Raw genomic sequence first — 26,135 nt, 5'->3', positions numbered from 1 at the left:
CGCTGGCGCCGCACCGGAACCCATCCGGCAGCCGGCCACGCGCGTTCGCTTCTTACACCGGCAGCGCCGGCTCCTCGTGCAGCACGCCGTCGCGCAGCCGCATGATGCGGTCGCAGCGCGCGGCGAGATCGGGATCGTGCGTGACGATCACGAAGCTCGTTTCGAGCGTCTCGGACAGTTCCAGCATCAGGTTGAACACCGTATCGGCCGTCGTGCCGTCGAGGTTGCCGGTCGGCTCGTCGGCGAGCACGCACGCGGGCTTCGTGACCAGCGCACGCGCGATCGCGACGCGCTGCCGCTCGCCGCCCGACAGCTCGCCCGGACGGTGCTTCGCACGCGGGCCGAGACCGACACGCTCGAGCATCGTCTGGGCCTGCTCGCGCGCGTCCTCGGTCGTCATCCGCCGAATGCGCAGCGGCATCGCGACGTTGTCGAGCGCGGTGAACTCGGGCAGCAGGTGATGGAACTGGTAGACGAAGCCGAGCGCGCGGTTGCGCAGTTCGTTGCGCTCGCGCTCGGCGAGTTGCGTGAACGGCTTGCCGAGCAGCGACACCTCGCCCGCGCTCGGCTCGTCGAGCCCACCGAGCACGTGCAGCAGCGTGCTCTTGCCGGAACCCGACGCACCGACGACCGCAAGCTTCTCGCCGCGCCGCACCGTCAGCTCGGTATTGTTGAGCACCTGCACGTTGAAGCCGCCCTGCACGAACGCCTTCGTGACCCCGCGCGCCTGAAGCACGTAATCCTGCATACCTGCCGAATCCTGTTTGTTGTGTTGTCGTGAATCCGCGAATGCGGTCGCGCGATCATTCATAGCGGAGCGCCTCCGCCGGCTTCACCTTCGCCCCGCGCCAGCTCGGATAGAGCGTCGCGATCGCCGACAGCGCGAATGCGATCAGCCCGATCCGGATCACGTCGCTCGCGACGAGTTCGGACGGCAGCTCGCTGATGAAGTACACGGACGGCGGCAGGAACTGCACGCCGAATAGATGCTCGATCATCGGGATCAGCCACGGGATGCTCCACGCGATCAGGCAGCCGAGCGCGACGCCCGACGCCGTGCCGACGAAGCCGATCGTCACGCCCTGCACGACGAAGATCTTCATGATCGACCCCGGCTGCGCGCCGAGCGTGCGCAGGATCGCGATGTCGGCCTGCTTGTTGGTCACCGTCATCACGAGCGACGACACGAGGTTGAACGCGGCCACCGCGATGATCAGCGTGAGGATGATGAACATCATCCGCTTCTCGATCTGCACGGCCGAGAACCACGTCTTGTTCTGCTGGGTCCAGTCGCGGATGTACAGGCTGCCCGACAGCGTATGCGACAGCTCGACCGCCACGTCCGGCGCCTTCTGCATGTCCTTCAGCCGCAGCCGCACGCCGGTCGGCGCGGCCATCCGGAACAGCGCCTCGGCGTCGCGGATGTTGATCATCGCGAGCGTGCTGTCGTATTCGTAGTGCCCGGACTCGAACACGCCGACGACCGTGAACTGCTTCAGCCGCGGCATCATGCCGGCCGGCGTGATCGACCCTTCCGGCGCGACCAGCGTGACCTTGTCGCCGACCGTCACGCCGAGGTTGCCGGCGAGCGCATCGCCGAGCACGATGCCGAACTGGCCCGGCACGAGCGCGCCGAGCTGGCCCGCCTTCATGTCCTTGCCGATGTCCGACACCTGCGGCTCGAGCGTCGGCTCGACGCCGCGCAGCATCACGCCGCTCACCGCGTCCTGGCGGGTGAGCAGCGCCTGCGCGTCGACGTACGGCGCCGCGCCGATCACCGACGGATTGCGGCGCGCTTCCTGTGCGGTCAGTTGCCAGTCGGGCATCGAGCCCGTCGGCGAGAACACCTCGACGTGCGCGAGCACCGACAGCATGCGGTCGCGCACTTCCTTCTGGAAGCCGTTCATCACCGACAGCACGACGATCAGCGCCGCGACGCCGAGCGCGATCCCGAGCATCGACACGAGCGCGATGAAGGAAATGAAGCCGTTACCGGTCGTGCGTTTGCCGGCGCGCGTATAGCGCCAGCCGATCTGCCATTCGTACGGAAGTTTCAAGCGAATCCTTTCTGCTGGTTACGGCGGGGAGGCGCCCCGCGGCCGGACCGCCGCCCGGTGGCGGCCACCGGCCCGGGCACGGTCGAAAAACGGCCGCCGGACGCGAGCGGGCCGTCAGCCGGCCCGATCACGCGCGCAGTTTGCCATACAATGCGCACCATCATGCACGACCGACGCCTCCATTTTCTCGTTCCGTTCGCGCTGCCGTCGGCGGCCGATGCGGCCTCGTCCCTGCACACGCTGGACAGCCCCGCGCTCGAAAAGTTGCTCGCCCGCGCCAGCCTCGTCGAGCGCGTGGCGGGTGAAGACTTCCAGCGTACGCTGCCGCACGAGCGCTGGCTGGCCCGCCAGTTCGGCGCAACCCAGGGCAACGCCGCGGACGAGGCGCCGCTCGCGCCCTACATGCTGCTGGCAGACGGCGGCGACCCCGGCGCGCACGCGTGGGCCTGCGTCGAGCCCGTCCACGTCGAAATCGCGCACGATCACCTGGTGCTCGTCGATCCCGCGGCCCTCGCGCTCGACGAAGGCGACGCAGCCGCGCTGCTCGCGGTTGCGCGGCCGCTGATCGAGGAGCTCGGCGTCCGGCTCGAGGCGCCGAACCCGTCACGCTGGTATCTGTCGAGCGAGCAGCTCGCCCGCCTCGCCGGCGCCGCGCCGCTACGCGCGAGCGGCCGCAACATCGAGATCTGGCTGCCGCACGAGGCGCATACGGGCGAACGCTCGCGGATGTGGATGAAGCTGCAGAACGAAGTGCAGATGGCGTGGTTCCAGCATCCGGTCAACGAAGCCCGCGAGGCGCGTGGCCTGCCAGCCGTCAATTCGATCTGGTTCCATGCGCAGGGCACGCTGAAGCCGGTCGGCAAGCCGTTCGCGCGTGTGCTGTCCGCGTCGCCCTCGGCGCTCGGCCTCGCGCGCGCCGCGCAAGCCGACGCCGGTGCGCCGCCGGCCGCGTTCGGCACGCTGCCCGCCGCCGACGGTGCGACGCTCGTCGAACTGCCCGCGCTGACCACCCCGTTCATCGAGCAGGACTGGGCGCGCTGGCACGACGGACTCGCCGCGCTCGAGCGCGACTGGTTCGCGCCGGCCCTCGCCGCGCTGCAGAACGGCGAGCTCGTGAGCGTCGATTTCACGCTGTGCGGCGACACGAGTTCCGTCACGCTGCACGCGACGCGCGGCGACCTGCGCAAATTCTGGCGCCGCCGCGCGCTGGCCTCCCTGTTCGAATAACAAGCAGACCCCGTATGACCCGGATCGTTACCCGCCCCGTCGCGCCCGCCGACGCCGAAGTGCTCGCGCGCCACGGCCTGCACCCCGTCCTTGCGCGCCTGTACGCGTCGCGCGGCGTGCAGTCCCCCGCCGACATCGAGACCGCGCTGGCCCGCCTCGTCCCGCCCACCGAGCTGAAAGGCTGCGCCGACGCGGCGTCGCTGCTCGCCGACGCGATCGCCGACAAGCGCCGCCTGCTGGTCGTCGCCGACTACGACTGCGACGGCGCGACCGCCTGCGCGGTCGCGGTGCGCGGCCTGCGGATGTTCGGCGCGCAGATCGACTACCTGGTGCCGAACCGTTTCGAATACGGCTACGGCCTCACGCCCGAGATCGTCGAACTCGCGGCCGCGCGCAAGCCCGACCTGCTGATCACCGTCGACAACGGGATCGCAAGCGTGGCGGGCGTCGAAGCCGCGAACGCGCGCGGCATCGACGTGCTCGTGACCGACCACCACCTGCCCGGCGACGCGCTGCCCGCCGCGCGCGCGATCGTCAACCCGAACCAGCCCGGCTGCGTGTTCCCGAGCAAACACCTCGCGGGCGTCGGCGTGATGTTCTACGTGCTGCTCGCACTGCGTGCCGAGCTGCGCCGCCGCGGTGCCTTCGCGAGCAAGGAAGCCGAGCCGCGCCTCGACGGCCTGCTCGACCTCGTCGCGCTCGGCACCGTCGCCGACGTCGTGCGGCTCGACGGCAACAACCGCGTGCTCGTCGCGCAGGGGCTGCAGCGCATCCGCAACGGCCGCATGCAGCCCGGCATCGCCGCGCTGTTCCGCGCCGCCGCGCGCGAAGCGCGCACCGCGTCGGGCTTCGACCTCGGCTTCGGCCTCGGCCCTCGCCTGAACGCCGCCGGGCGGCTCTCCGACATGTCGCTCGGTATCGAGTGCCTGATCACCGACGACATCGGCCGCGCGTGGGATCTCGCGCAGCAGCTCGACGTGATGAACCGCGAGCGCCGCGAGATCGAGGCCGGCATGCAGCAGCAGGCGCTCGCCGATCTCGCCGACGTCGATCCGGCCGACGCGTGCACGATCACCCTCTTCAACCCCGAGTGGCACCAGGGCGTGATCGGAATCGTCGCCGGCCGGCTCAAGGAAAAATTCCACCGCCCGTCGTTCACGTTCGCGCACGCGGACGACGAAGGCAAGCGGGTCAAGGGATCAGGCCGGTCGATCGCCGGCTTCCACCTGCGCGACGCGCTCGATCTCGTGTCGAAACGCGAACCGGACCTGATCGTCGCGTTCGGTGGCCACGCGATGGCGGCCGGCCTCACGCTCGACACCGAGAACGTGCCGCGCTTCGCGGCCGCGTTCGAGGCCGTCGCGCGCGAATGGCTGTCCGACGACGCGCTCGCCCGCGTGATCGAAACCGACGGCGAACTCGAGGACGCGTACTTCACGCCGCAGTTCGTCGGGCTGCTCGACGAGGCCGTCTGGGGGCAGGGGTTTCCGGCCCCGCTTTTCTCGGGCGAATTCGACGTCGTGTCGCAGTCGCTCGTGAAGGAAAAACACCTGAAGCTGCAGCTTGCACGCGGCCGCCAGCGCTTCAGCGCGATCTGGTTCAACCACACGGAGCCGCTGCCGGAGAGCGCGCTGGTCGCATACCGCCTCGTCGCCGACACCTGGAACGGCGTCACGCGCGTCCAGTTGATCGTCGAACACGCGGCCGGCTGAGCGCGGGCCGCCCGGCCCGCACTGCCCGCCGCTGCATGCACGCCGCGCCGGACGGGGCCGCGGCGCGGGTGCGAGCACCGTTTGCGTCACCGGGCAACCCCGCCGATCGGCTATAATTCCGCTTTTTTACGAAGCAAGAAAAGCGAACGATCATGGAAGCGGAACGTCTCAACGCGATCGAAAGCTCCCTGCTCGACCTGCGCAACCGCGCGGGCGAGCTCCGGGGGTATCTTTGACTACGACGCCAAAGCTGCGCGTCTGACCGAAGTCAACAAGGAACTCGAAGACCCGAACGTCTGGAACGATTCGAAGAACGCCCAGGCGCTCGGTCGCGAGAAAAAGCTGCTCGAAGGCGTCGTCACGACGCTCACCGTGCTCGATAGCGACCTGCGCGACGCGCTCGACCTGTTCGAGCTGGCCCGCGAGGAAGGCGACGAGGACACGCTCGTCGCGTCGGAAGAAGACGCTGCGAAGCTCGAGGCACGCGTCGGCGACATCGAGTTCCGCCGGATGTTCTCGAACCCGGCCGACCCGAACAACTGCTTCATCGACATCCAGGCCGGCGCCGGCGGCACCGAGGCGTGCGACTGGGCGTCGATGCTGCTGCGCCAGTACCTGCGCTACTGCGAACGCAAGGGCTTCAAGGCCGAGGTGCTCGAAGATTCCGACGGCGACGTCGCCGGTATCAAGAACGCGACGGTCAAGGTCACGGGCGAATACGCATACGGCTTCCTGCGCACCGAAACGGGCATCCACCGCCTCGTGCGCAAGTCGCCGTTCGACTCGTCGGGCGGCCGCCACACGTCGTTCTCGTCGGTGTTCGTCTATCCGGAAATCGACGACTCGATCGAAGTCGAGATCAACCCGGCCGACCTGCGCATCGACACGTACCGCGCATCGGGCGCGGGTGGTCAGCACATCAACAAGACCGACTCCGCGGTGCGGATCACGCACATGCCGACCGGTATCGTCGTGCAGTGCCAGAACGACCGCTCGCAGCACCGCAACCGCGCCGAAGCGATGGCGATGCTGAAGTCGCGCCTGTACGAAGTTGAAATGCGCAAGCGCCAGGCCGAACAGGACAAGCTCGAATCGAGCAAGACCGATGTGGGCTGGGGCCACCAGATCCGTTCGTACGTGCTCGACCAGAGCCGCGTGAAGGATCTGCGCACGAACGTCGAAATGAGCAACACGCGGGCCGTCCTCGACGGCGACCTCGACGACTTCATCAGCGCGAGCCTCAAACAGGGCGTGTAAGCGCCGCGGCGCGGCCCTGCCGGGTCGCGCCCCCTTGCCCTTCCCGTTTGCGTTGCCGCACCACTCCGAATTCCGACCATCATGACCGAACCGACCCAAACGCAGCCCGCCGTCACCGCGGACGAAAACCAGATCATCGCCGAGCGCCGCGAGAAGCTGCACGCCCTGCGCGAGCAAGGCGTCGCCTACCCGAACGATTTCCGCCCGACGCATCACGCAGCCGATCTGCAATCGGATTTCGCCGACTCGGACAAGGCGGCCCTCGAAGAGAAGCAGGTCGAGGTGGCCGTGGCCGGCCGCATGATGCTCAAGCGCGTGATGGGCAAAGCGAGCTTCGCGACGGTGCAGGACGGTTCGGGCCAGATCCAGTTCTTCGTGACGCCGAACGACGTCGGCGCGGAAACCTACGACGCATTCAAGAAGTGGGACCTCGGCGACATCGTCGCCGCGCGCGGCGTGCTGTTCCGCACCAACAAGGGCGAGCTGTCGGTCCAGTGCAAGGAGCTGCGCCTGCTGTCGAAGGCGCTGCGCCCGCTGCCGGACAAGTTCCACGGCCTGTCGGACCAGGAAATGCGCTACCGCCAGCGCTACGTCGACCTGATCGTCACGCCGGAAACGCGCGACACGTTCCGCGCCCGCACCAAGACGATCGCGTCGATCCGCAATTTCATGGACAACGCCGACTTCATGGAAGTCGAGACGCCGATGCTGCACCCGATCCCGGGCGGCGCGGCCGCGAAGCCGTTCGTCACGCATCACAATGCGCTCGACATGCAGATGTTCCTGCGCATCGCGCCGGAACTGTACCTGAAGCGCCTGATCGTCGGCGGCTTCGAACGCGTGTTCGAGATCAACCGCAACTTCCGGAATGAAGGCGTGTCGCCGCGTCACAACCCGGAATTCACGATGATGGAGTTCTACGCCGCGTACACCGACTATCGCTGGCTGATGGACTTCACCGAGCAACTGATCCGCCAGGCGGCGATCGATGCGCTCGGCACCGCGACGATCCAGTACCAGGGCCGCGAGCTCGACCTCGCGAAGCCGTTCCACCGCCTGACGATCACGCAGGCGATCCAGAAGTACGCACCGGACTACACCGCCGGCCAGCTGTCGGACGACGCGTTCCTGCGCACCGAACTGAAGCGCTTCGGCGTCGACGTGTCGCAGCCGGCGTTCCTGAACGCGGGTATCGGCGCGCTGCAGCTCGCGCTGTTCGAGGAAACGGCCGAAGCGCAGCTGTGGGAGCCGACCTTCATCATCGACTACCCGGTCGAGGTGTCGCCGCTCGCACGCGCATCGGATACGGTGCCGGGCATCACCGAGCGTTTCGAGCTGTTCATGACCGGCCGCGAAATCGCGAACGGCTTCTCGGAGCTGAACGATCCGGAAGATCAGGCCGCGCGCTTCAAGAAGCAGGTCGAACAGAAGGATGCAGGCGACGAGGAAGCGATGTTCTTCGACGCCGACTACATCCGCGCGCTCGAATACGGGATGCCTCCGACCGGCGGCTGCGGGATCGGTATCGACCGTCTCGTGATGCTGCTGACCAACAGCCCGACGATCCGCGACGTGCTGCTGTTCCCGCATCTGCGCCGCGAAGACTGATCGCTGCGCCCGCGTGTGCGCCGCGCCCCGCGGCGCGCACGCGTCAGCTTTGTAACGACGCGTAAATCCCGCCAGCCGGCGTCCGCCGGCTTTCGATCCTCCCCCGTTTTATCCCCTCGTCGCAACGGCCTTCTTCGGGTTTTCCCGGTAACGACCGCCTGTGCCCCGCTGCAATTCGTTACACCTTGATACGGTGCGCCGCGCGCCGGTGGATGACACTCCTGTTGCGTCACCACGCATGACCACGGGACCAGAACGAGGCGCAGGAACGCCAAGTCTGCTCGCTCCCGGGCGTGGGGTCCGGCCCGGCACCGATGTGCCGATCCGGATCGACATCGGAGAAAAAAATGGACAACCAGAATCAGACCACGCCGCAAAAGCAACGCCTCCACCCGCTCATCGCCACCGCCGCCGGCGCCGTCATCGTCGCCAGCCTCGCGGCCACGGCAGCGATCACGGGCGTGTTCCCGAAGGCCAGTAGCAGCAACGAGCAGAACGGCCAGACCCAGGCCGCGCTGATCGCATCGCAGCCGGCCGTCGATACGGCCGCGGCCGCCAGCGCCGCGCTCGCCGCGCAGGCCCAGCAGCAGGCAGCCGAACAGGCTGCAGCACAGCAGAAGGCCGCCGTCGCGCAGGCCGAGCCGAAACCCGCGCCGCGTCCGGCTGCGCCGCACCGCCGTCACACCACGGCACCGCAACCGCCGCAATACGCGCAGCAACCGTCGGCACCCGCGCAGACCTACTGCCAGAGCTGCGGTACGGTCGTCGCGATCACCCCGGTCCGCACACCCGGCCAGAGCTCGGGCATCGGTGCGGTCGGCGGCGCCGCGGCGGGCGGCCTGTTGGGCAACCAGTTCGGTCACGGCAACGGCCGCACCGCGATGACGATCATCGGCGCACTGGGTGGCGGCCTGGCCGGCAACCAGGTCGAAAAGCAGGTGCGCGCGGAAACCGACTACCAGGTGCAAGTGCAGATGGAGAGCGGCGCGACGCGCACGTTCACGTACCACAACCAGCAGCCGCCGTTCGGCCAGGGCCAGCGCGTGCGGATCGAGAACGGGTCGCTGGTCGGCGCGTGATCGCGTGATCCCCTGCCCGCGTAATGTGCGCAGGGAATCGGCCTGAAAATGAAAACGGCTCGTGAGCGATTGCTCACGAGCCGTTTTTTATTGCCGACCGTCTGCGCCGTTGCGGCGCACGCCGGGTTCAGTCTTCGTCGTCGAAGTCCGATTCGTCGATCCAGTGCGCCTGGATCGCTTCGAGGATCTTCTCACCGGAATGCTTCGGATCGTCGTCGAAGTCGTCGAGCTCCAGCACCCACTGGCGCAGGTCGACGAAGTTGATCCGCTGCGGGTCGATGTCCGGGTACTTGTCCGCCAGCGCAATGGCTAGTTCACGCGAATCGGTCCATTTCATCGCCTGCCTCCGGTTCCTGTCAGTGGTTTTCCTTCGCGTGGTTGATCGAGTACTTCGGAATCTCGACCACCAAGTCCGAATCTTCCTTCACGAGCGCCTGGCACGACAGGCGCGACGTCGGCTCGAGGCCCCACGCCTTGTCCAGCAGATCGTCTTCGTCCTCTTCGGACGGCGTCAGATCGTTGAAGCCTTCGCGGATCACCACGTGGCACGTCGTGCACGCGCACGACTTCTCGCATGCATGCTCGATCTCGATCCCGTGTTCGAGCAGGTTGTCGCAGATACTCTTGCCGGGCGTCGCGTCGATCACCGCGCCATCCGGGCACAGTTCGACGTGAGGCAGCACTACCAGTTGAGGCATGTCCGTTCCGTCAGTCAGGGTGCGGCGCCAGGCGCCGCACGGTTCATTATCGCGCGGGCCGTCGCCGGCCGATGCGCAGTGCGTGAGTTCAGAGCTCGTCGAGCCGGCGGCCCGACAGCGCGCGCTTGATGCTCTTGTCCATCCGGCGCGCCGCGAATTCGTCGGTGCCGTCGGCCAGCGCCTTGGTCGCCGCTTCGATCGCGCTCGTATCGTCGCCTTGCGCCACCGCGCGCAGCGCCGCGGCCAGCGTGTCGACTTGCGTGCGTTCGTCCGCGTCGAGCAGTTCGCCGTCGGCCGCCAGCGCAGCCTGCGTCGCCTCGAGCATCCGCTCGGCCTCGACCTGCGCTTCGCGCAGCGCGCGAGCGCGCATGTCGATTTCGGCGGTCTTGAAGCTGTCCTCGAGCATCTTCGCGATGTCGTCGTCGGCAAGACCGTACGACGGCTTCACGACGACCGATGCCTCGACGCCCGACAACTGCTCGCGGGCGAACACCGACAGCAGGCCGTCCGCGTCGACCTGGTAGGTCACGCGAATGCGTGCGGCGCCTGCCGTCATCGGCGGAATGCCGCGCAGCTCGAAACGCGCGAGCGACCGGCAGTCGGCGACGAGCTCGCGCTCGCCCTGCACGACGTGGATCGCCATCGCGGTCTGGCCGTCCTTGAAGGTCGTGAATTCCTGCGCGCGCGCGATCGGAATCGTCGAGTTGCGCGGAATGATCTTCTCGACGAGGCCGCCCATCGTCTCGACACCGAGCGACAGCGGGATCACGTCGAGCAGCAGCCAGTCGTCGCCGGTGCCGCGATTGCCTGCGAGCAGGTCGGCCTGGATCGCCGCGCCGAGCGCGACGACCTGGTCCGGATCGAGGTTCACGAGCGGCGGCTGGCCGAAATATTTCGCGACCGCGTCGCGGATCACCGGCATGCGCGTCGCGCCGCCAACGAGCACGACGCCCTTGATGTCGGCCGGCGTGACCTGCGCGTCGCGCAGCGCCTTGCGGGTCGGCGTGAGCGTGCGCTGCACGAGCGGCTCGACGAGCGACGCGAACGTGTCGTGCGAGATCGTCTGCACGAGGTGCGCGCCACCCGACAGCGTGACGTCGAGCGACGCCTGCGGCGCGGACGACAGCGCTTCCTTCAGCACGCGCACACGGTCGAGCAGCAGACGCACGTCCTCGGGCGCGAGCGTCTTCGCGTCGATGCCGGCCTGCGCGAGCACATGACCGAACAGTGCATGGTCGAAATCGTCGCCGCCGAGCGCGGAATCGCCGCCTGCGGCCAGCACTTCGAACACGCCCTTCGTCAGCTTCAGGATCGACAGGTCGAACGTGCCGCCGCCGAGGTCGTACACCGCGTAGAGGCCTTCGGCCCCGTTGTCGAGACCATAGGCAATCGCCGCGGCGGTCGGTTCGTTCAGCAGGCGCAGCACGTTGAGGCCCGCGAGGCGCGCGGCATCCTTGGTCGCCTGGCGCTGTGCTTCGTCGAAATACGCGGGCACCGTGATCACCGCGCCGACCAGGTCATCGCCAAGCGAATCTTCCGCGCGATAGCGCAGCGTCGCGAGAATCTCGGCCGACACTTCGACCGGGCTCTTCACGCCGTCAATCGTACGGATCTGCACCATGCCCGGCGCATCGACGAATTCGTACGGTGCGTTCGCCGCGCCTTCGACTTCGGCCTTGCCGCGGCCCATGAAGCGCTTCACCGACACGATCGTGTTGCGCGGATCGGTCGCGGCCTGCTCTTTCGCCTCGTGACCGATGCGGCGGCCGCCCTTCTCGAGATAGCGGACCACCGACGGCAGCAGCACGCGCCCCGCTTCGTCCGGCAGGACTTCGGGCACGCTGTTGCGTACGGCCGCGACGAGCGAGTTCGTCGTGCCGAGATCGATCCCGACGGCGAGTCGCCGCTGATGCGGCGCCGGCGCCATGCCCGGTTCGGAAATTTGCAGTAAAGCCATCTTGGTTCGTTCGGGCGCTCGGCCCGTTTGCTGCGCGTGCCGCAAGGCACGCGGTTAAGTTTCGAGGCGCTCGATCTGCGCGCCCACTTCCGACGCGACCCGTTCGATGAACATCAGCTGGCGCACGGCTTCGGCGGCCGCCTGATCGGCGCCGCTGTCGAGCAGCGTGCCGAGGCGCTCCACCCGCACGCGCCGCTCTTCGCGCAACTCGGCGAGCAGCGCGTCGAGCGCGTCGACGTTGCGGGCGGCCGCGGCATCCTCGATGCCCTCGCGCCACTCCATCTGCTGCATCAGGAACGCCGGCTCCATCGCGGTGTTGTTTTCCGCACCGATGTCGACGCCGCGCAGCGACAGCAGATACGACGCGCGCTTCAGCGGATCGCGCAGCGTGCGGTACGCCTCGTTCGCGCGGGTTGCCCATTGCATCGCGATGCGCTTCTGCGCATCGCCGGCCGCCGCGAAGCGGTCCGGATGCACCTGCGTCTGCACCGTCCGATAGGCGGCGTCGAGCACCGTCTCGTCGAGCGCGAATTGCGCCGGCAGGTGAAACAGGTCGAAGTGGCTGTCTTTCAGCGAGACCATCGTCGCGTTCAATTCCGGTTCGTCGCGCGGCAAACGCCGCACATTAAAAAGGCGGCCCGTGCCGCCTCTTGCCCGCATCGCGCGGAGATCCGCGTGGTCACACGCGGAACGATTCGCCGCAGCCGCACTCGTCCTTCACGTTCGGGTTGTTGAACTTGAACCCTTCGTTCAGGCCTTCGCGTGCGAAATCGAGCTCGGTGCCGTCGATGTAGGCCAGGCTCTTCGGATCGACGATCACCTTCACGCCATGGCTCTCGAACACCTGATCCTCGGGAGCCAGCTCGTCGACATACTCGAGCTTGTACGCGAGCCCCGAGCACCCGGTCGTGCGAACGCCAAGCCGCAGGCCCACACCCTTGCCGCGACGGACGAGGTATTTCTGGACGTGCTGTGCTGCTTTTTCGGTCAGTGTAATTGCCATGATGTCCTTGCCGCGGCACGCCACCCGGGGCTCGCCGCGGTCCTTCTCAAGCTGCTCGATGCCGCTCAGGCTGCTGCCTGATCGCCTTCCTTGGTGTCGTGACGCTTCTTGTAGTCAGCCACGGCTGCCTTGATCGCGTCTTCCGCGAGGATCGAGCAGTGAATCTTCACCGGCGGCAGCGCGAGTTCTTCTGCGATCTGCGTGTTCTTGATCGACAGTGCTTCGTCGAGCGTCTTGCCCTTCACCCATTCGGTGACGAGCGAGCTCGATGCGATCGCCGAACCGCAACCGTAGGTCTTGAACTTCGCGTCTTCGATCACGCCGTCCGCGCCGACGCGGATCTGCAGCTTCATCACGTCGCCGCAGGCCGGCGCGCCGACCATGCCCGTGCCGACCGTGTCGTCGTCCTTCGCGAACGAACCGACGTTGCGCGGGTTTTCGTAGTGATCCAGAACCTTGTTGCTGTAAGACATGACTCAGACTCCTTGACTCGTTACGTCTGCGTGCGCGAATCCGCCCGCGGGTATGTTCAATCCGGCGCTCAGTGTGCGGCCCATTCGATCGTCGACAGATCGATGCCATCCTGGTGCATTTCCCAGAGCGGCGACAGTTCGCGCAACTTCGCGATCTTGCTGTTCAGCAGGTTGATCACGAAATCGACTTCCTGCTCCGTCGTGAAGCGACCGACCGTGAAGCGGATCGAGCTGTGTGCCAGCTCGTCGTTGCGGCCGAGCGCACGCAGCACGTACGACGGCTCCAGCGACGCCGACGTGCATGCGGAGCCCGACGACACCGCGACGTCCTTGATCGCCATGATCAGCGACTCGCCTTCGACGAAGTTGAAACTGATGTTGAGGTTGTGCGGGACACGGCGCTCCATGTCGCCGTTCACGTACGTTTCCTCGATTTGCGACAGGCCGCGCAGCAGCTTGTCGCGCAGCATGCGGACGCGCTCGTTTTCCGTCGCCATTTCTTCGCGTGCGATGCGGAACGCTTCGCCCATGCCGACGATCTGGTGCGTCGCCAGCGTGCCCGAACGCATGCCGCGCTCGTGGCCGCCGCCGTGCATCTGCGCTTCGATGCGCACACGCGGCTTGCGGCGCACGTACAGCGCGCCGATGCCCTTCGGGCCGTAGGTCTTGTGCGCCGAGAACGACATCAGGTCGACCTTCAGCTTCGCGAGGTCGATCGCGACCTTGCCGGTCGACTGTGCGGCGTCGACGTGGAACACGATGCCCTTCTCGCGGCAGATCTCACCGATCGTCTCGATGTCCTGGATCACGCCGATTTCGTTGTTCACGTGCATCACCGACACGAGGATCGTGTCCGGGCGCAGCGCGGCCTTGAACACGTCGAGGTCGATCAGGCCATCATCCTTCACGTCGAGGTAGGTGACTTCGAAACCGTCGCGCTCGAGCTCGCGGCAGGTATCGAGCACGGCCTTGTGCTCGGTCTTCACCGTGATGATGTGCTTGCCCTTGCCCTTGTAGAAGTTCGCGGCACCCTTGATCGCGAGGTTGTCCGATTCCGTAGCGCCGGACGTCCAGATGATCTCGCGCGGATCCGCGTTCACGAGCGCGGCCACGTTCTCGCGCGCTTCCTCGACCGCACGCTCCGCATCCCAGCCATACGCGTGGCTGCGCGACGCCGGGTTACCGAACTGCTCGCGCAGGTACGGCACCATCTTGTCGACCACGCGCGGGTCGACCGGCGTCGTCGCGCTGTAATCCATATAGATGGGCAGGTGGAGAGTGTCTTGGGTCATCTGTCGCTCCGGGAATTCTGTGCAGGGACTATGTGCGTTATGGGGTATGGCGGCGCCTTCGCGCTCACGAACTCGCGATGTTGAACACCGAATTGGGGCCGAGCGGCATCGTGCGCACCGGCTCGGCCGGCGCCGCGGCGGGCTCCGGCGTGCGTCGGTCGCGCAGCACCGCGGGTGCGCCCTCGCGAGCGCGCTGCTGATCGACGAGATCCTGCAGCGACACCGAATCGAGGTATTCGACCATTTTCTGGTTCAGCGTCGACCACAGCTCGTGCGTCATGCAATGGCCGTCGGGCTGCTTCGAGCCGTCGCACGTGCCTTTGCCGCCGCACTGCGTGGCGTCGAGCGGTTCATCGACCGCGATGATGATGTCGGCAACGGTGACGTCCTGCGCGCGACGCGCGAGGTTGTAGCCACCGCCCGGGCCGCGCACGGATTCGACAATTTCATGCCTGCGCAGCTTGCCGAACAGCTGTTCGAGATACGAGAGCGAAATCCGCTGGCGCTGGCTGATGCCTGCAAGCGTCACCGGGCCCTGCTCCTGGCGCAGTGCCAAGTCAATCATCGCCGTGACGGCGAAACGGCCTTTAGTGGTGAGTCTCATGGTGTCTAGGGGACTGCAATCTTGACGATTTTGGTCAAGTATAAATATTTGACGATTTTAGTCAAGTATCCATGTCTTTGATAGGGTATTCGCAGACCGCTGAATATCGTTCGATCAGCGCGCCGTGCGGGCCCGGAGCGTCTCCAGCAGGCCCGCGCATGCACGCTCGACCTGATCGAGCACCTGCTCGAAGCCCTGTGCGCCGCCGAAATACGGATCGGCCACTTCAGTTTCGGTCGAGTCCGGCGCGAATTCCATCAGCAGGCGCACCTTGTCGCGATGCTGCGGCGGACAACGGCGGCGCAACTCCGCGAGATTCGCCTCGTCCATCGCGAGCAGCAGGTCGAAGCGCTCGAAATCCGCCGCGCTCACCTGCCGTGCGCGCAGCGCCGACAGATCGTAGCCGCGGCCGCGAGCGGCCGCCTGCGCACGCGTATCGGGCGGCTCGCCGACATGCCAGTCGCCGGTGCCGGCCGAATCGATCGCGATCCGGTCGGCCAGCGCGGCCGCATCGACCTGGTGGCGCATCACGCCTTCCGCGGTGGGCGAACGGCAGATGTTGCCAAGACAGACGAAACAGATCGAAACGCGGTTCATCGCACTATCGGAAAGCCGCGGCGGACCGCGTGGGAGAAGAGCACGCCATTATACAAAGGCGGCCGAAATCGCGCCGCCGCGCAAAGCGACGGCGCCGTGCCTTACAGCGCCTTCGGCGCGGCGAGCACGACGTCGCCGGATGCCGCCGGCAGCGGCTTCGCCGCGTCGCCGACCAGCCCGAACGACACCGTACGCGCCAATTCGGCGGATGCCTGGTGAACCGCGAGCGGACCACGCGACGGCGCATCGGCCATCGCATGCAGATAGGCAGCCGCAGCCAGCGGAACGACGATTGCCAGCGGCCAGTACATCGATATTGTCTTTCTCATGATGCGGACCTCCTTGACCTCGTACCCCGAAACCCAATTCCGGGGACTACAGACAGGATTCTATAGACCGCACCTATCGAGATAAATATACAAATAGCGAACGCACTGTTGTCGCCGGATGAACAGTCGTCAGCCGAGGTGGCTTTGCGACGCCGCGTACAGCTCGCGGAACGTGCGCCCGGTCGGGGTCGGCATGTCGCGCGTATCCATCCAGCCACCCATCATCGGCAAGCGCCGCAGCGTGCCGCCGTTGCCGCCCAGCCGTTCGAGGATGCGCACCGCGAGCTTGGTCGTCAGCGCGTACAGCATCGGCCGGCGCGCGACGAAGCCCCATGCGGCGAGCGCCGCCCGCTCGCGCCACGGCCGCAGGTGCCGCTCGACCTGCTTCTCGCGCAGCGTGCGCAACAGATGCGACAACGGAATCCCGGCCGGGCACACGCTGTCGCATTCCCCGCAGAGCGTCGCGGCCTGCGGCAGGTCGAGCGCGCGGTCGAGCCCGACGTAGCTCGGCGTCAGCACCGACCCCATCGGCCCCGGATAGACCCAGCCGTACGCATGGCCACCGACCTTCTGATAAACCGGACAATGGTTCATGCATGCGCCGCAGCGGATGCAGCGCAGCATCTCCTGGAACTCGCCGCCGATCAGCCCGGTGCGGCCGCCGTCGACGAGCACCACGTAGTTGTGCTCGGGGCCGTCCTCGTCGCCCGGGCCTCGCGGCCCGGTCAGCAGCGAGAAATAGTTCGACGTCTTCTGCCCCGTCGCGGAGCGCGGCAGCAGGCGCATCGCGGTCGCGAGATCCTCGAGCGTCGGCAGCACCTTCTCGATGCCCGTCACCGCCACATGCACGCGCGGCATCACCGTGCACATCCCCTCGTTCCCTTCGTTCGTCACGATCGCGACCGAGCCGGTCTCGGCGATCACGAAGTTGCCGCCCGTCACGCCCATGTCGGCCGACATGAAATGCGGGCGCAGCACCTCGCGCGCCTCGCGCGTCATGTCCGGAATCTCGGTGAGCCGCTCGCGATGGTGCGTGCGCGCGAACAGGTCGGCGATCTCGTCCTTGTCCTTGTGCACGACGGGCGCAATGATGTGGCTCGGCGGCTCGTTGTCGTTGATCTGCAGGATGTATTCGCCGAGATCCGTCTCGATCGACTGCACGCCCATCTCCGCGAGCACCGCGTTCAGGCGCATTTCCTCCGACACCATCGACTTGGTCTTGATGACCTTCTTCACGTCGTGACGGCGCGCGATGTCGGCCACGAGCCGCGCGGCGTCCGCGGTCGTTTCGGCGAACAGCACCGTCGTGCCGCGCCGCGTCGCCTCGCGCTCGAACGCCTCGAGCCACACGTCGAGGTTCTCCAGCGCGCGGTTGCGGCGAGCCTTCAGCGCGGCGCGCGTGGCCGGGAAGTCGATCGCGGTCATCGCATCGGCGCGCGCGGACACGAACTTCGTCGACAACTTCTTCAGGTTCTGCTGCAGGCGCTGGTCGGCCAGCTTCTGGCCGGCGCGCGCCTTGAAATGCATCGATTGAACTTGCATCGCGGTATCGGGGAAAAGTGAGCGGAACCGGGCGTCAGACGTCGCCCGCCAGCACCTGCGCGACGTGCAGCACGCGCGTGTCGCGGTCGCCGGTGCGGCGCAACCGCCCTTCGATGTTCAGCATGCAGCCGAGATCGCCGAGCACGACGGCGCCCGTACCCGACGCGCGCACGTTCGCGCATTTCTCGTCCGCGATGGCCGCCGAAATGTCGCCGTACTTGACCGCGAACGTGCCGCCGAAGCCGCAGCAGTGCTCGCAGTCCTTCATCTCGGTAACCGCGATGCCGCGCTGCGCGAGCAGCGCGCGCGGCTGCGCCTTCACGCCGAGCTCGCGCAGGCCCGAGCACGAATCGTGATAGGTGACGGGCCCCGTGAATTCGCCCGGCGCAAGCGACACCTTCGCGACATTCGCCAGGAAATCGGTCAGTTCGTAGACTTTCTGCTGGAACCGCGTATAGCGCCCCATCAGCTCGGGGTCGTCGCGGAACAGGTCGCCGTAGTGCGCGCGAATCATCCCGCCGCATGACCCCGACGGCGCGACGACGTAGTCGAACTGTTCGAACTCGCGCAATGTCTTTTCCGCGAGATCGCGCGCCAGCGCGCGGTCGCCCGAGTTGTAGGCCGGCTGGCCGCAGCAAGTCTGCGCGGGCGGCACGATCACCTCGTAGCCGGCGTCGCGAATCAGCTTGAGCGCCGAAAAACCGATTTCGGGGCGCATCAGATCGACCAGGCAGGTCACGAACAAACCGACTCGCATACGTGCTCCTTCGAGAAAACGGCTCTCATTATCCGCCGTTTGGCCGGCAAGACCAACGCCGCTCGCGCGCAAGCCCGCACCGCGCGAAACGAGGATTTCCTCGAACGGCGTTCGCTTTTTTCACGATACGAGATACAATCGTTGCAACACCGCTTGACGCGTCAACCGATTTCTCCCCCGACATGAGCCAACCCACCCCGGATTCAAAAACGTCGATCCAGGTGATCGAACGCATGATGCGGCTGCTGGACGCGCTCGCCGCGCACAGCGACCCTGTCAGCCTGAAGGAGCTTGCGCAGCGGACGGAGCTGCACCCGTCGACCGCGCACCGCATCCTCAACGACATGGTGACCTGCCGTCTCGTCGACCGCTCCGATCCCGGCACGTACCGCCTCGGCATGCGGCTGCTGGAGCTCGGCAACCTCGTGAAGGCGCGCCTGTCGGTACGCGACGCGGCGCTGATGCCGATGCGCGAACTGCACCGTCTTACCGGGCAGACCGTGAACCTGTCGGTACGCCAGGGCGACGAGATCGTCTACATCGAGCGTGCGTATTCGGAGCGTTCGGGGATGCAGGTCGTCCGTGCGATCGGTGGCCGCGCGCCGCTGCACCTCACGTCGGTCGGCAAGCTGTTCCTCGCGGCCGACGAAACGTCGCGCGTGCGCGCCTATGCGACGCGCACGGGGCTGTCCGGTCATACGCAGAACAGCATCACCGACATCGCGAAGCTCGAGCGCGAGCTGACGATCGTCCGTCAGCAATCGTGCGCACGCGACAACGAGGAGCTGGAGCTTGGCGTGCGCTGTATCGCGGCCGGCATCTACGACGATTCGGGCAAGCTCGTCGCGGGCCTGTCGCTGTCGGCACCGGCCGATCGCCTGCAGGATGCGTGGCTCGGCCAGTTGAGCCGGACGGCCCTCACCATTTCGGAATCGCTCGGCTACCGGCCGGCGCCCGCGAAGGATGTCGACGGGCTGCAGCGGCAGGCGTAAACCGCTCCCGCGCACCCAATGAAAAAGCCCCGCGATTGCGGGGCTTTTTTTCAGCCGTCGGCGCGCGGCGAACCGCCACGCCAGCGTGCGATCAGGTCCCGCCGTTCGGCGTGTTGGCCGCCGTCAGGCGCTCGCCGCCACCGGCATCGAGCCAGTTGCGCAGGCGCGCCGCATCGGCGAAGCGCGAATACTTGCCGAACGAATCGAGCAGCACCATCACCATCGGCTTGCCGTGGATCGTCGCCTGCATGACAAGGCATTCGCCCGCTTCGTTGATGAAGCCCGTCTTCTGCAGACCGATGTCCCACGAGCCGTTGCCGCGGATCAGCGCGTTCGTGCTGTTGTAGACCAGGTTGCGCTTGCCCGTATACACCTCGTAGGTGCGATCGGTCGAGAACTGACGAATCATCGGGTACTGGTACGCCGCATTGACCATCTTCACGAGGTCGCGCGCGCTCGACACGTTCGAGCTCGACAGACCCGTCGAATTCTCGAAGTGCGTGTCGGTCATGCCCAGCGACTTCGCTTTCGCGTTCATCGCGGCGATGAACGCCGGACGGCCGCCCTGGTAGTAGCGAGACAGCGCAGCGGCCGCACGGTTTTCCGACGCCATCAGCGCGATGTGCAGCATGTCTTCACGCGACAGCACCGAGCCGACCGACAGGCGCGAGCCCGTGCCCTTCTCGTAATCGCGGTCTTCGTCGGTGACTTCGATCTGGTCGGTCATCGGCGTCTTCGAGTCGAGCACGACCATCGCCGTCATCAGCTTCGAGATCGACGCGATCGGCACGACGGCGTGCGAATTCTTGTCGAACAGCGGCTCGCCCGAGTTCTGGTCGACGACGTACGCGACGCTCGAACGCAGCGCGAGCGCGTCGGGCGTGTCGTGCAGGCCGAACGCCTGGCCGACGGTCGGCCGGCGCGGCTGGAACGCGACCTTGCGGACTGCGCCGTGATGGCCGCCATGCACGTTCGACGCGAGCGTCACGCGCTTGCGCGATGCCTTCGCGCGCGGCGCATCGGCTGCGGCGACCTTGGCGGATTTGTCGGAGCTGGCCTTGGCAGACTTCTTCTTCGCGGACGAAGCAGGAGCGACAGCCTTTTTCTTGGCGGCTTGTTGGGTCTTCGCAGTGGCGGCAAAGGCGTCAGCAGGCGCGACGGTCGCGGTGGTCGCCAGCAAGGCGACTGCGACCGACACAGCCGTGCCGAGCGTCATGCTCTGCAACAATCTGCGCGGTGAAAACGATTCGGCTTTCATTGGGGTCTGGACAAAGCGGGCGGGAGGTTTCCGCAAGTGTAGTTAAAGCTGAAAAAAAGAGCAATATTAGGCACTTACCGATCGTCGTTAAACCGGAATGTAAGGGTCGGCCAACCTCTGACCAATGAACCCTCCCGCTCCCATCGAAAAAATTCATGGGATGCGCTGCCCGACAGTACCCGTCTCCCGATTACACACGGTTAATTGAGATAACGTCACTTCGGAGGCGATTTAAAGCGGGGAAACTACGTATCCGGCGCTCGGGGTGCCAGGGGCGCCAGTCTCGGCCGTGGCGGCGGCACGTCGCCACGGTACGCGCATCGAAACGGCGCGTTTTTCGACAGGAACAGAAGGATAACGTTCCACAGGCCTGTCAGGTTTACCTGTGCATGATCATGGTGCGCCGCGCCTGCCCCACGGTCGTGCGCACCATCTGGGAACACGCATGAAACCGATTCCGGACGGGCACGATAACTCGTTGTTTTATCGATAATTTGTCACGATTGTGCAACGCACAAAAAATACTTGACAATGGTTTTGTCTGCCCTAAAATAAGCCTCATTGCTGCGTTGCACAAAGCACGCGCATCCGAGGTTCCCCAGCGTAGTGCCCTTTCCCCTGCGATCGACGCGATCGCTTTTCAGGAGCTTGACATGTCCTTGCTGACCCCCGAGCAAATCGCCGCCGCCCAGAAAGCCAACCTCGAAAGCCTGTTCGGTCTGACGACCAAGGCATTCGAAGGCGTCGAAAAGCTGATCGAACTCAACCTGCAGGTCGTGAAGTCGACGCTGGCCGAGAGCCAGGAAAACGCACAGCGTCTGCTGTCGGTGAAGGACGCACAGGAACTGATCGCGCTGCAAGCCAGCCTGTCGCAGCCGGTCGCGGAAAAGGTGCTGTCGTACGGCCGTCACCTGTATGAAATCGCATCGTCGACGCAAGCCGAGTTCACGAAGGTTGCCGAAGCGCAATTCGAAGAGCAGAACAAGAAGGTCCAGGCACTCGTCGACAACGTCGCGAAGAATGCCCCGGCTGGTTCGGAAACGGCTGTCGCTGCCCTGAAGTCGGCACTGAACGCTGCGAACACCACGTACGAAACGGTTCAGAAGGCCACGAAGCAAGCCGTCGAAATCGCTGAAACGAACTTCAACGCTGCTGCTGCCGTCGCAACGAAGGCTGCTACCGCCGCTGCTGCACGTCGTACGAGCAAGCCGGCCGCGTAAGCGTCCCCTGCTCCTGAAAGAGCCGCGCACAAGCGCGGCTTTTTCATTTCTGGCGCCAGAACATGCAATCGGGCGACAATCGCTGCCGGTCATTGCCCTCTTTCGTTGTGTGGCATCACGCATGCCCATCCCGAAGAAGAACGTTTCGCCTTCTCTTTTCCTTCATGTACAGAACGCTCGGATCCATCACCGTCGCCACGGCCATTTCCGTCGCGGCGCTTGCGATGCCTGGCCGGGCCACGGCCGCCCCGCCCGCCGCGACGTCTCAACCGGCAGAAACGCCACCGATGGAAATGTACGCGGTCGAGCTACCCTTTGCCGGCATCGTGGATGCGGCCCGGTCATGGTTGACGAAGAATGGAACGGTGGTGATTTCCGACGAACACGTGATCGCTGGAGAAGACAACACCAGCCATTACCGCTACTTGATCGTCGTGACGCCGGCGAAATCGAGTCCGAACAAATCCTACCTCACGATCGAGGTCTCGATGGGCGAGACGCCCCCGCCGCACGGCGCTGCCGCGCCACGCGACGAATTACACGCGTTCATCAGGCAACTCCGCGAAAAACTCGGCGTCGCTCCGCAATTCGTCAAGGCGGCGAAGTAGACCCCGCCGTTCTGCGTGTGCGCGGACCCACGCCTTCGGCATAGGCCGCCCCACCCTGCCCTGGTCATGCAGCAATAAAAACGCCGCCGCCCGGTTTCCCGAGCGGCGGCGTTTTTCATGGCCGGCACCTGACCGGCCGTGCCGGTCGCGTTACTTCTTGCGTTGCGGCGGCAGGTCGGTACAGACGCCTTCGTACAGTTCGGCGGCCATGCCGACCGATTCGCCGAGCGTCGGGTGCGGATGGATCGTCTTGCCGATGTCTTCCGCGTCCGCGCCCATCTCGACGGCGAGGCACACTTCGCTGATCAGGTCGCCCGCGTTCAGGCCGACGATGCCGCCGCCGATCACGCGATGGGTTTCCTCATCGAAGATCAGCTTCGTGAAGCCTTCGTCGCGGCCGTTCGCGATCGCGCGGCCCGAAGCGGCCCACGGGAACACGGCCTTGCCGTACTTGATGCCTTCGGCCTTGCACTGCTCTTCCGTCTTGCCGGCCCAGGCCACTTCCGGATCGGTGTAGGCCACCGACGGGATCTGCAGCGCATCGAAGTACGACTTTTCGCCGTGCGCGGCTTCCGCTGCGACGTGGCCTTCGTGCACGGCCTTGTGCGCGAGCATCGGCTGACCGACGATATCGCCGATCGCGAAGATGTGCGGCACGTTCGTGCGCATCTGCTTGTCGACGTCGATGAAGCCGCGATCCGTCACGGCCACACCGGCCTTGTCGGCGCCGATCTTCTTGCCGTTCGGGCTACGGCCCACCGCGACGAGCACGAGGTCGTAGCGCTGCGGCTCCGCCGGCGCCTTCTCGCCCTCGAACGTCACGTAGATGCCGTCTTCCTTCGCTTCCGCGCCGACCGTCTTGGTCTTCAGCATCACGTTGCCGAAGCGCTTCGCGTTGTACTTTTCCCAGACCTTGACGAGATCGCGGTCCGCGCCGTTCATGAGGACGTCGAGCATTTCGACGACGTCGATCTCGGCGCCGAGCGTCGAGTAGACCGTCGCCATTTCGAGACCGATGATGCCGCCGCCGATCACGAGCATCCGCTTCGGCTGCTGGCGCAGTTCGAGCGCGCCGGTCGAATCGACGATGCGCGGGTCTTCCGGCAGGAACGGCAGCTTCACCGATTGCGAACCGGCCGCGATGATCGCCTGCTTGAAGCGGACGACCTTCTTGCCGTTCTCGCCGTGCACTTCCATGTGATACGGATCGACGAACGACCCGACGCCCGTGACCACTTCGACCTTGCGTGCCTTCGCCATGCCGGCGAGGCCCGTCGTCAGTTTCTTGACGACGCCCGACTTGAAGTCGCGCAGCTTGTCGAGGTTGATCTCGGGCTTGCCGAACGTGATGCCGTGCGACGCGAGCGCCGCGGCTTCCTCAACGACGAGCGACGTATGCAGCAGCGCCTTCGACGGGATGCAGCCCACGTTCAGGCACACGCCGCCGAGCGTCGAGTAGCGTTCGACGAGCACGGTCTTCATGCCGAGGTCGGCAGCGCGGAACGCGGCCGAGTATCCGCCGGGGCCGGCGCCGAGCACGAGCATGTCGCACTCGATGTCGGCGGCACCTGCGTAGCTGCCGGCTTGCGGCGCGGGTGCCGGAGCGGCGGCGGCCGGTGCCGGCGCAGCTGCTGCGGGCTTGGCCGGTTCCTGTGCTTTCGCGGGTGCGGCGGCGCCTGCTGCTGCTTCGACGATGGCGATGACGGTGCCTTGCGAGACTTTCTCGCCGGCTTTGACCTTGATTTCCTTGACGGTGCCGGCGACGTCGCTGGGCACTTCCATGGAGGCTTTATCGGATTCGAGCGTGATGAGCGTTTGCTCTTTTTCGATCACGTCGCCGGGTTTCACGTTGACTTCGATGACATCGACGCCGCTGAAATCGCCGATATCCGGAACCTTGACTTCGATGAGACTCATTACTGTCCCCTTCTTGATTGACTGCAGACAGAGGGGGAGGAACCCGCGAATGAACCCGACTACGGCCTGACAAAAGAACGCGAACCTGGGCAGAACCACCTTTGCTGTCCGCCCAAGGACGCGCCTTTCTTTTGGTTACTTTTCTTTGGAAGACAAAGAAAAGTGACCGCCGCCCCGCGCAGGGGCGACGCTAATAGACCGTAAGCAAAACAGGTTCAACGACAGGGCATGGACAACCGACAAAAAACCACGCCCCCGCGAGCCCCTCCCCGCTCATCAAAGAATGATGCGACGGAAATCCGCGAGCAACGCGCCGAGATACGCATTGAACCGCGCGGCTTCCGCGCCATCGATCACGCGATGGTCATACGACAGCGACAGCGGCAGCGTCAGGCGCGGCACGAACTGCTTGCCGTCCCACACCGGCTTCATCTGGCCGCGCGACAACCCGAGGATCGCCACTTCCGGCGCGTTGATGATCGGCGTGAAGTTCGTGCCACCGATCCCGCCGAGCGACGAGATCGAGAAGCAGCCGCCCTGCATCTGGTCCGGCTTCAGCTTGCCGTCGCGTGCGGCCTTCGACAGCTCGGCCATTTCCTTCGCGATGTCGACGAGACCCTTCTTGTCCGCATCGCGGATCACCGGCACGACGAGGCCGTTCGGGGTATCCGCCGCGAAACCCACGTGGTAGTACTGCTTGAACACCAGGTTGTCGCCGTCGAGGCTTGCGTTGAAGGTCGGGAATTTCTTCAGCGCGGCGACGACCGCCTTGATCACGAACGCGAGCATCGTGAACTTCACGCCCGCCTTTTCGTGCTCCTTGTTCAGTTGCACGCGCAGTGCTTCGAGCTCGGTGATGTCCGCTTCGTCGTTGTTCGTGACGTGCGGGATCATCACCCAGTTGCGATGCAGGTTCGCGCCCGAGATCTTCTTGATGCGCGACAGCGGCTTCGCTTCGAACGGGCCGAACTTCGAGAAGTCGACCTTCGGCCACGGCAGCAGGTTGAGCTCGCCGCCGCCTGCCGGCGCGGCTGCCGCGCCCGGTGCTGCGCGCTGGCCGGTCATCACGCCCTTCACGAAGCCCGTGACGTCTTCCTTCGTGATGCGGCCCTTCGGACCCGAACCCTGCACGCGTGCGACTTCGACGCCGAGTTCGCGTGCGAACTTGCGCACCGACGGCGATGCGTGGCTCGCGCGGTATTCGCCCGACGGTGCAGCGGCCGCGGCCGGTGCAGCAGCCGGTGCCGGCGCAGCCTTCGGTGCGGGTGCGGCGGCCGGTGCCGGCGCCGCAGCGGCCGGTGCCGGTGCGCTCGCCTGCGGTGCGGCCGCGGCGGGCGCTGCGCCTGCCGCGTCGAGCAGCACGATCAGCGTGCCTTCCGACACGGAATCGCCCACCTTCACCTTGATCTCTTTCACGACGCCGGCGGCCGGGCTCGGCACGTCCATCGTCGCCTTGTCCGATTCGAGCGTGACGAGCGACTGCTCCTTCTCGACCGTGTCGCCGACCTTCACGCCGATCTCGATCACCGGCACGTCCTTGTAGTCGCCGATGTCCGGAACCTTCACTTCGAGCGTGCCGCCGGCTGCTGCCGGTGCGGCCGCCGGTGCAGCAGCAGCCGGTGCCGGCGCTGCCGCCGGAGCCGGAGCGGCGGCGGGCGCTGCCGCGCCGTTCGCCTGCGCCGCGGCGCCGCCGTCGAGCAGGATGATCAGCGAGCCTTCCGACACGGAATCGCCCACCTTGACCTTGATTTCCTTCACGACGCCGCCTACCGGGCTCGGCACGTCCATCGTCGCCTTGTCCGACTCGAGCGTGACGAGCGACTGCTCCGGCTCGACCGTATCGCCGACCTTCACGCCGATCTCGATCACCGGCACATCCTTGTAATCGCCGATATCCGGCACCTTCACTTCGATCGCTTGACTCATCTGTTTCTGTCTCCATGGCCGC

At 66.1% G+C, this 26,135-nt stretch carries 25 protein-coding genes; 8 read left to right on the top strand and 17 right to left on the bottom strand.

Annotation, left to right across the window (positions count from 1 at the left end; translation table 11 throughout):
* Positions 1–52: 52 nt before the first annotated feature.
* Positions 53–811, bottom strand: a complete 759-nt coding sequence (gene lolD / locus LGN19_RS32945) for a lipoprotein-releasing ABC transporter ATP-binding protein LolD (protein WP_374730318.1) — start codon at positions 809–811, stop codon at positions 53–55.
* Complete coding sequence (locus tag LGN19_RS32940; protein WP_174959465.1) at positions 804–2,057, bottom strand: lipoprotein-releasing ABC transporter permease subunit; 1,254 nt, start codon at positions 2,055–2,057, stop codon at positions 804–806. Before LGN19_RS32940 ends, lolD begins: the two co-directional genes overlap by 8 nt.
* A gap of 162 nt (positions 2,058–2,219) precedes the next feature.
* On the opposite strand from LGN19_RS32940, the gene LGN19_RS32935 reads away from it, so the two are divergent.
* From LGN19_RS32935 to LGN19_RS32915, 5 genes are all read left to right on the top strand, one after another.
* Positions 2,220–3,284 carry a regulator gene (locus LGN19_RS32935; protein ID WP_226219432.1) on the top strand — a complete coding sequence of 355 codons (1,065 nt, stop codon included), beginning with the start codon at positions 2,220–2,222 and terminating at the stop codon, positions 3,282–3,284.
* A 14-nt stretch (positions 3,285–3,298) separates the two neighbouring features.
* Complete coding sequence (recJ, locus tag LGN19_RS32930) at positions 3,299–4,996, top strand: single-stranded-DNA-specific exonuclease RecJ (RefSeq protein WP_226219429.1); 1,698 nt, start codon at positions 3,299–3,301, stop codon at positions 4,994–4,996.
* A 152-nt stretch (positions 4,997–5,148) separates the two neighbouring features.
* Positions 5,149–6,253 (top strand): peptide chain release factor 2 gene (gene prfB, locus LGN19_RS32925; RefSeq protein WP_174959459.1). Its coding sequence is split into 2 segments (ribosomal slippage): positions 5,149–5,229 and positions 5,231–6,253, totalling 1,104 coding nucleotides; the frame shifts between segments, so codons are not numbered across the junction.
* 81 nt (positions 6,254–6,334) lie between these two features.
* The gene (lysS, locus tag LGN19_RS32920; protein ID WP_122945783.1) at positions 6,335–7,861 is read left to right on the top strand and encodes a lysine--tRNA ligase; all 1,527 of its coding nucleotides are present in this window, start codon (positions 6,335–6,337) and stop codon (positions 7,859–7,861) included.
* Between the two features lie 347 nt (positions 7,862–8,208).
* Positions 8,209–8,940: a glycine zipper 2TM domain-containing protein gene (locus LGN19_RS32915; RefSeq protein WP_226219427.1), complete on the top strand. Its 732-nt coding sequence runs from the start codon at positions 8,209–8,211 to the stop codon at positions 8,938–8,940.
* 127 nt (positions 8,941–9,067) lie between these two features.
* On the opposite strand, the gene iscX is transcribed toward LGN19_RS32915, so the two are convergent.
* The 12 genes from iscX to LGN19_RS32855 all read right to left on the bottom strand — a co-directional run bounded on the left by iscX (position 9,068) and on the right by LGN19_RS32855 (position 18,192).
* Positions 9,068–9,277, bottom strand: coding sequence for a Fe-S cluster assembly protein IscX (iscX, locus tag LGN19_RS32910; RefSeq protein WP_122945785.1), 210 nt, complete (start codon positions 9,275–9,277; stop codon positions 9,068–9,070).
* A 19-nt stretch (positions 9,278–9,296) separates the two neighbouring features.
* A complete protein-coding gene (fdx, locus tag LGN19_RS32905) occupies positions 9,297–9,638 on the bottom strand; it encodes an ISC system 2Fe-2S type ferredoxin (protein WP_122945786.1) in 342 nt (113 codons plus the stop codon).
* 88 nt (positions 9,639–9,726) lie between these two features.
* Entirely contained in the window at positions 9,727–11,595 is a 1,869-nt protein-coding gene (gene hscA / locus LGN19_RS32900; protein WP_226219425.1) for a Fe-S protein assembly chaperone HscA, read from the bottom strand.
* 54 nt (positions 11,596–11,649) lie between these two features.
* Complete coding sequence (gene hscB / locus LGN19_RS32895) at positions 11,650–12,177, bottom strand: Fe-S protein assembly co-chaperone HscB (RefSeq protein ID WP_011352560.1); 528 nt, start codon at positions 12,175–12,177, stop codon at positions 11,650–11,652.
* Between the two features lie 97 nt (positions 12,178–12,274).
* Positions 12,275–12,598 carry an iron-sulfur cluster assembly protein IscA gene (gene iscA, locus LGN19_RS32890; protein WP_014896627.1) on the bottom strand — a complete coding sequence of 108 codons (324 nt, stop codon included), beginning with the start codon at positions 12,596–12,598 and terminating at the stop codon, positions 12,275–12,277.
* A 65-nt stretch (positions 12,599–12,663) separates the two neighbouring features.
* A complete protein-coding gene (gene iscU, locus LGN19_RS32885; protein ID WP_006481982.1) occupies positions 12,664–13,071 on the bottom strand; it encodes a Fe-S cluster assembly scaffold IscU in 408 nt (135 codons plus the stop codon).
* Between the two features lie 68 nt (positions 13,072–13,139).
* A complete protein-coding gene (locus tag LGN19_RS32880; protein ID WP_122945787.1) occupies positions 13,140–14,363 on the bottom strand; it encodes an IscS subfamily cysteine desulfurase in 1,224 nt (407 codons plus the stop codon).
* A gap of 64 nt (positions 14,364–14,427) precedes the next feature.
* Positions 14,428–14,967, bottom strand: a complete 540-nt coding sequence (iscR, locus tag LGN19_RS32875; RefSeq protein WP_122945788.1) for a Fe-S cluster assembly transcriptional regulator IscR — start codon at positions 14,965–14,967, stop codon at positions 14,428–14,430.
* A gap of 114 nt (positions 14,968–15,081) precedes the next feature.
* The gene (locus tag LGN19_RS32870) at positions 15,082–15,564 is read right to left on the bottom strand and encodes a low molecular weight protein-tyrosine-phosphatase (protein ID WP_122945789.1); all 483 of its coding nucleotides are present in this window, start codon (positions 15,562–15,564) and stop codon (positions 15,082–15,084) included.
* Positions 15,565–15,665: 101 nt separating this feature from the next.
* Positions 15,666–15,893, bottom strand: a complete 228-nt coding sequence (locus LGN19_RS32865; protein WP_175222658.1) for a hypothetical protein — start codon at positions 15,891–15,893, stop codon at positions 15,666–15,668.
* A 129-nt stretch (positions 15,894–16,022) separates the two neighbouring features.
* Positions 16,023–17,435 carry a lactate utilization protein B gene (locus LGN19_RS32860; protein WP_043190348.1) on the bottom strand — a complete coding sequence of 471 codons (1,413 nt, stop codon included), beginning with the start codon at positions 17,433–17,435 and terminating at the stop codon, positions 16,023–16,025.
* A 34-nt stretch (positions 17,436–17,469) separates the two neighbouring features.
* Positions 17,470–18,192: a (Fe-S)-binding protein gene (locus LGN19_RS32855; protein WP_069248359.1), complete on the bottom strand. Its 723-nt coding sequence runs from the start codon at positions 18,190–18,192 to the stop codon at positions 17,470–17,472.
* 182 nt (positions 18,193–18,374) lie between these two features.
* Between LGN19_RS32855 and LGN19_RS32850 the strand changes: the two genes are divergently transcribed.
* Positions 18,375–19,184: an IclR family transcriptional regulator gene (locus LGN19_RS32850; RefSeq protein ID WP_050013008.1), complete on the top strand. Its 810-nt coding sequence runs from the start codon at positions 18,375–18,377 to the stop codon at positions 19,182–19,184.
* 91 nt (positions 19,185–19,275) lie between these two features.
* On the opposite strand, the gene pbpG is transcribed toward LGN19_RS32850, so the two are convergent.
* A complete protein-coding gene (gene pbpG, locus LGN19_RS32845) occupies positions 19,276–20,442 on the bottom strand; it encodes a D-alanyl-D-alanine endopeptidase (protein WP_122945791.1) in 1,167 nt (388 codons plus the stop codon).
* Between the two features lie 653 nt (positions 20,443–21,095).
* On the opposite strand from pbpG, the gene LGN19_RS32840 reads away from it, so the two are divergent.
* On the top strand, positions 21,096–21,662 hold the full coding sequence (locus LGN19_RS32840; protein ID WP_043190358.1) for a phasin family protein: 567 nt from the start codon (positions 21,096–21,098) through the stop codon (positions 21,660–21,662).
* A 164-nt stretch (positions 21,663–21,826) separates the two neighbouring features.
* Entirely contained in the window at positions 21,827–22,270 is a 444-nt protein-coding gene (locus LGN19_RS32835; RefSeq protein WP_226219423.1) for a hypothetical protein, read from the top strand.
* Positions 22,271–22,420: 150 nt separating this feature from the next.
* Here LGN19_RS32835 and lpdA read toward each other — a convergent pair whose 3' ends face one another.
* Together lpdA and aceF are read right to left on the bottom strand one after the other, a co-directional pair.
* Entirely contained in the window at positions 22,421–24,187 is a 1,767-nt protein-coding gene (gene lpdA / locus LGN19_RS32830; protein WP_226219421.1) for a dihydrolipoyl dehydrogenase, read from the bottom strand.
* Positions 24,188–24,463: 276 nt separating this feature from the next.
* Positions 24,464–26,113, bottom strand: coding sequence for a dihydrolipoyllysine-residue acetyltransferase (gene aceF, locus LGN19_RS32825; protein ID WP_175222660.1), 1,650 nt, complete (start codon positions 26,111–26,113; stop codon positions 24,464–24,466).
* Positions 26,114–26,135: the final 22 nt, after the last annotated feature.

The sequence above is a fragment of the Burkholderia sp. AU30198 genome, assembly GCF_020419825.1.
Lineage (GTDB): Bacteria > Pseudomonadota > Gammaproteobacteria > Burkholderiales > Burkholderiaceae > Burkholderia.
This window is presented reverse-complemented; position numbering and strand designations above follow the sequence as displayed.

Excerpts from the sequence above, each read along its gene's own strand:
- LGN19_RS32935 (WP_226219432.1), top strand. The coding sequence starts at position 2,220 with ATGCACGACCGACGCCTCCATTTTCTCGTTCCGTTCGCGCTGCCGTCG.
- LGN19_RS32835 (WP_226219423.1), top strand. The coding sequence starts at position 21,827 with ATGTACAGAACGCTCGGATCCATCACCGTCGCCACGGCCATTTCCGTC.
- lpdA (WP_226219421.1), bottom strand. The coding sequence starts at position 24,187 with ATGAGTCTCATCGAAGTCAAGGTTCCGGATATCGGCGATTTCAGCGGC.
- lolD (WP_374730318.1), bottom strand. The coding sequence starts at position 811 with ATGAATGATCGCGCGACCGCATTCGCGGATTCACGACAACACAACAAA.
- iscR (WP_122945788.1), bottom strand. The coding sequence starts at position 14,967 with ATGAGACTCACCACTAAAGGCCGTTTCGCCGTCACGGCGATGATTGAC.
- hscB (WP_011352560.1), bottom strand. The coding sequence starts at position 12,177 with ATGGTCTCGCTGAAAGACAGCCACTTCGACCTGTTTCACCTGCCGGCG.
- LGN19_RS32915 (WP_226219427.1), top strand. The coding sequence starts at position 8,209 with ATGGACAACCAGAATCAGACCACGCCGCAAAAGCAACGCCTCCACCCG.
- fdx (WP_122945786.1), bottom strand. The coding sequence starts at position 9,638 with ATGCCTCAACTGGTAGTGCTGCCTCACGTCGAACTGTGCCCGGATGGC.
- LGN19_RS32880 (WP_122945787.1), bottom strand. The coding sequence starts at position 14,363 with ATGACCCAAGACACTCTCCACCTGCCCATCTATATGGATTACAGCGCG.
- iscX (WP_122945785.1), bottom strand. The coding sequence starts at position 9,277 with ATGAAATGGACCGATTCGCGTGAACTAGCCATTGCGCTGGCGGACAAG.
- pbpG (WP_122945791.1), bottom strand. The coding sequence starts at position 20,442 with ATGAAAGCCGAATCGTTTTCACCGCGCAGATTGTTGCAGAGCATGACG.
- lysS (WP_122945783.1), top strand. The coding sequence starts at position 6,335 with ATGACCGAACCGACCCAAACGCAGCCCGCCGTCACCGCGGACGAAAAC.
- LGN19_RS32870 (WP_122945789.1), bottom strand. The coding sequence starts at position 15,564 with ATGAACCGCGTTTCGATCTGTTTCGTCTGTCTTGGCAACATCTGCCGT.
- LGN19_RS32850 (WP_050013008.1), top strand. The coding sequence starts at position 18,375 with ATGAGCCAACCCACCCCGGATTCAAAAACGTCGATCCAGGTGATCGAA.
- LGN19_RS32840 (WP_043190358.1), top strand. The coding sequence starts at position 21,096 with ATGTCCTTGCTGACCCCCGAGCAAATCGCCGCCGCCCAGAAAGCCAAC.
- iscU (WP_006481982.1), bottom strand. The coding sequence starts at position 13,071 with ATGTCTTACAGCAACAAGGTTCTGGATCACTACGAAAACCCGCGCAAC.
- LGN19_RS32860 (WP_043190348.1), bottom strand. The coding sequence starts at position 17,435 with ATGCAAGTTCAATCGATGCATTTCAAGGCGCGCGCCGGCCAGAAGCTG.
- LGN19_RS32865 (WP_175222658.1), bottom strand. The coding sequence starts at position 15,893 with ATGAGAAAGACAATATCGATGTACTGGCCGCTGGCAATCGTCGTTCCG.
- recJ (WP_226219429.1), top strand. The coding sequence starts at position 3,299 with ATGACCCGGATCGTTACCCGCCCCGTCGCGCCCGCCGACGCCGAAGTG.
- hscA (WP_226219425.1), bottom strand. The coding sequence starts at position 11,595 with ATGGCTTTACTGCAAATTTCCGAACCGGGCATGGCGCCGGCGCCGCAT.
- aceF (WP_175222660.1), bottom strand. The coding sequence starts at position 26,113 with ATGAGTCAAGCGATCGAAGTGAAGGTGCCGGATATCGGCGATTACAAG.
- iscA (WP_014896627.1), bottom strand. The coding sequence starts at position 12,598 with ATGGCAATTACACTGACCGAAAAAGCAGCACAGCACGTCCAGAAATAC.
- LGN19_RS32855 (WP_069248359.1), bottom strand. The coding sequence starts at position 18,192 with ATGCGAGTCGGTTTGTTCGTGACCTGCCTGGTCGATCTGATGCGCCCC.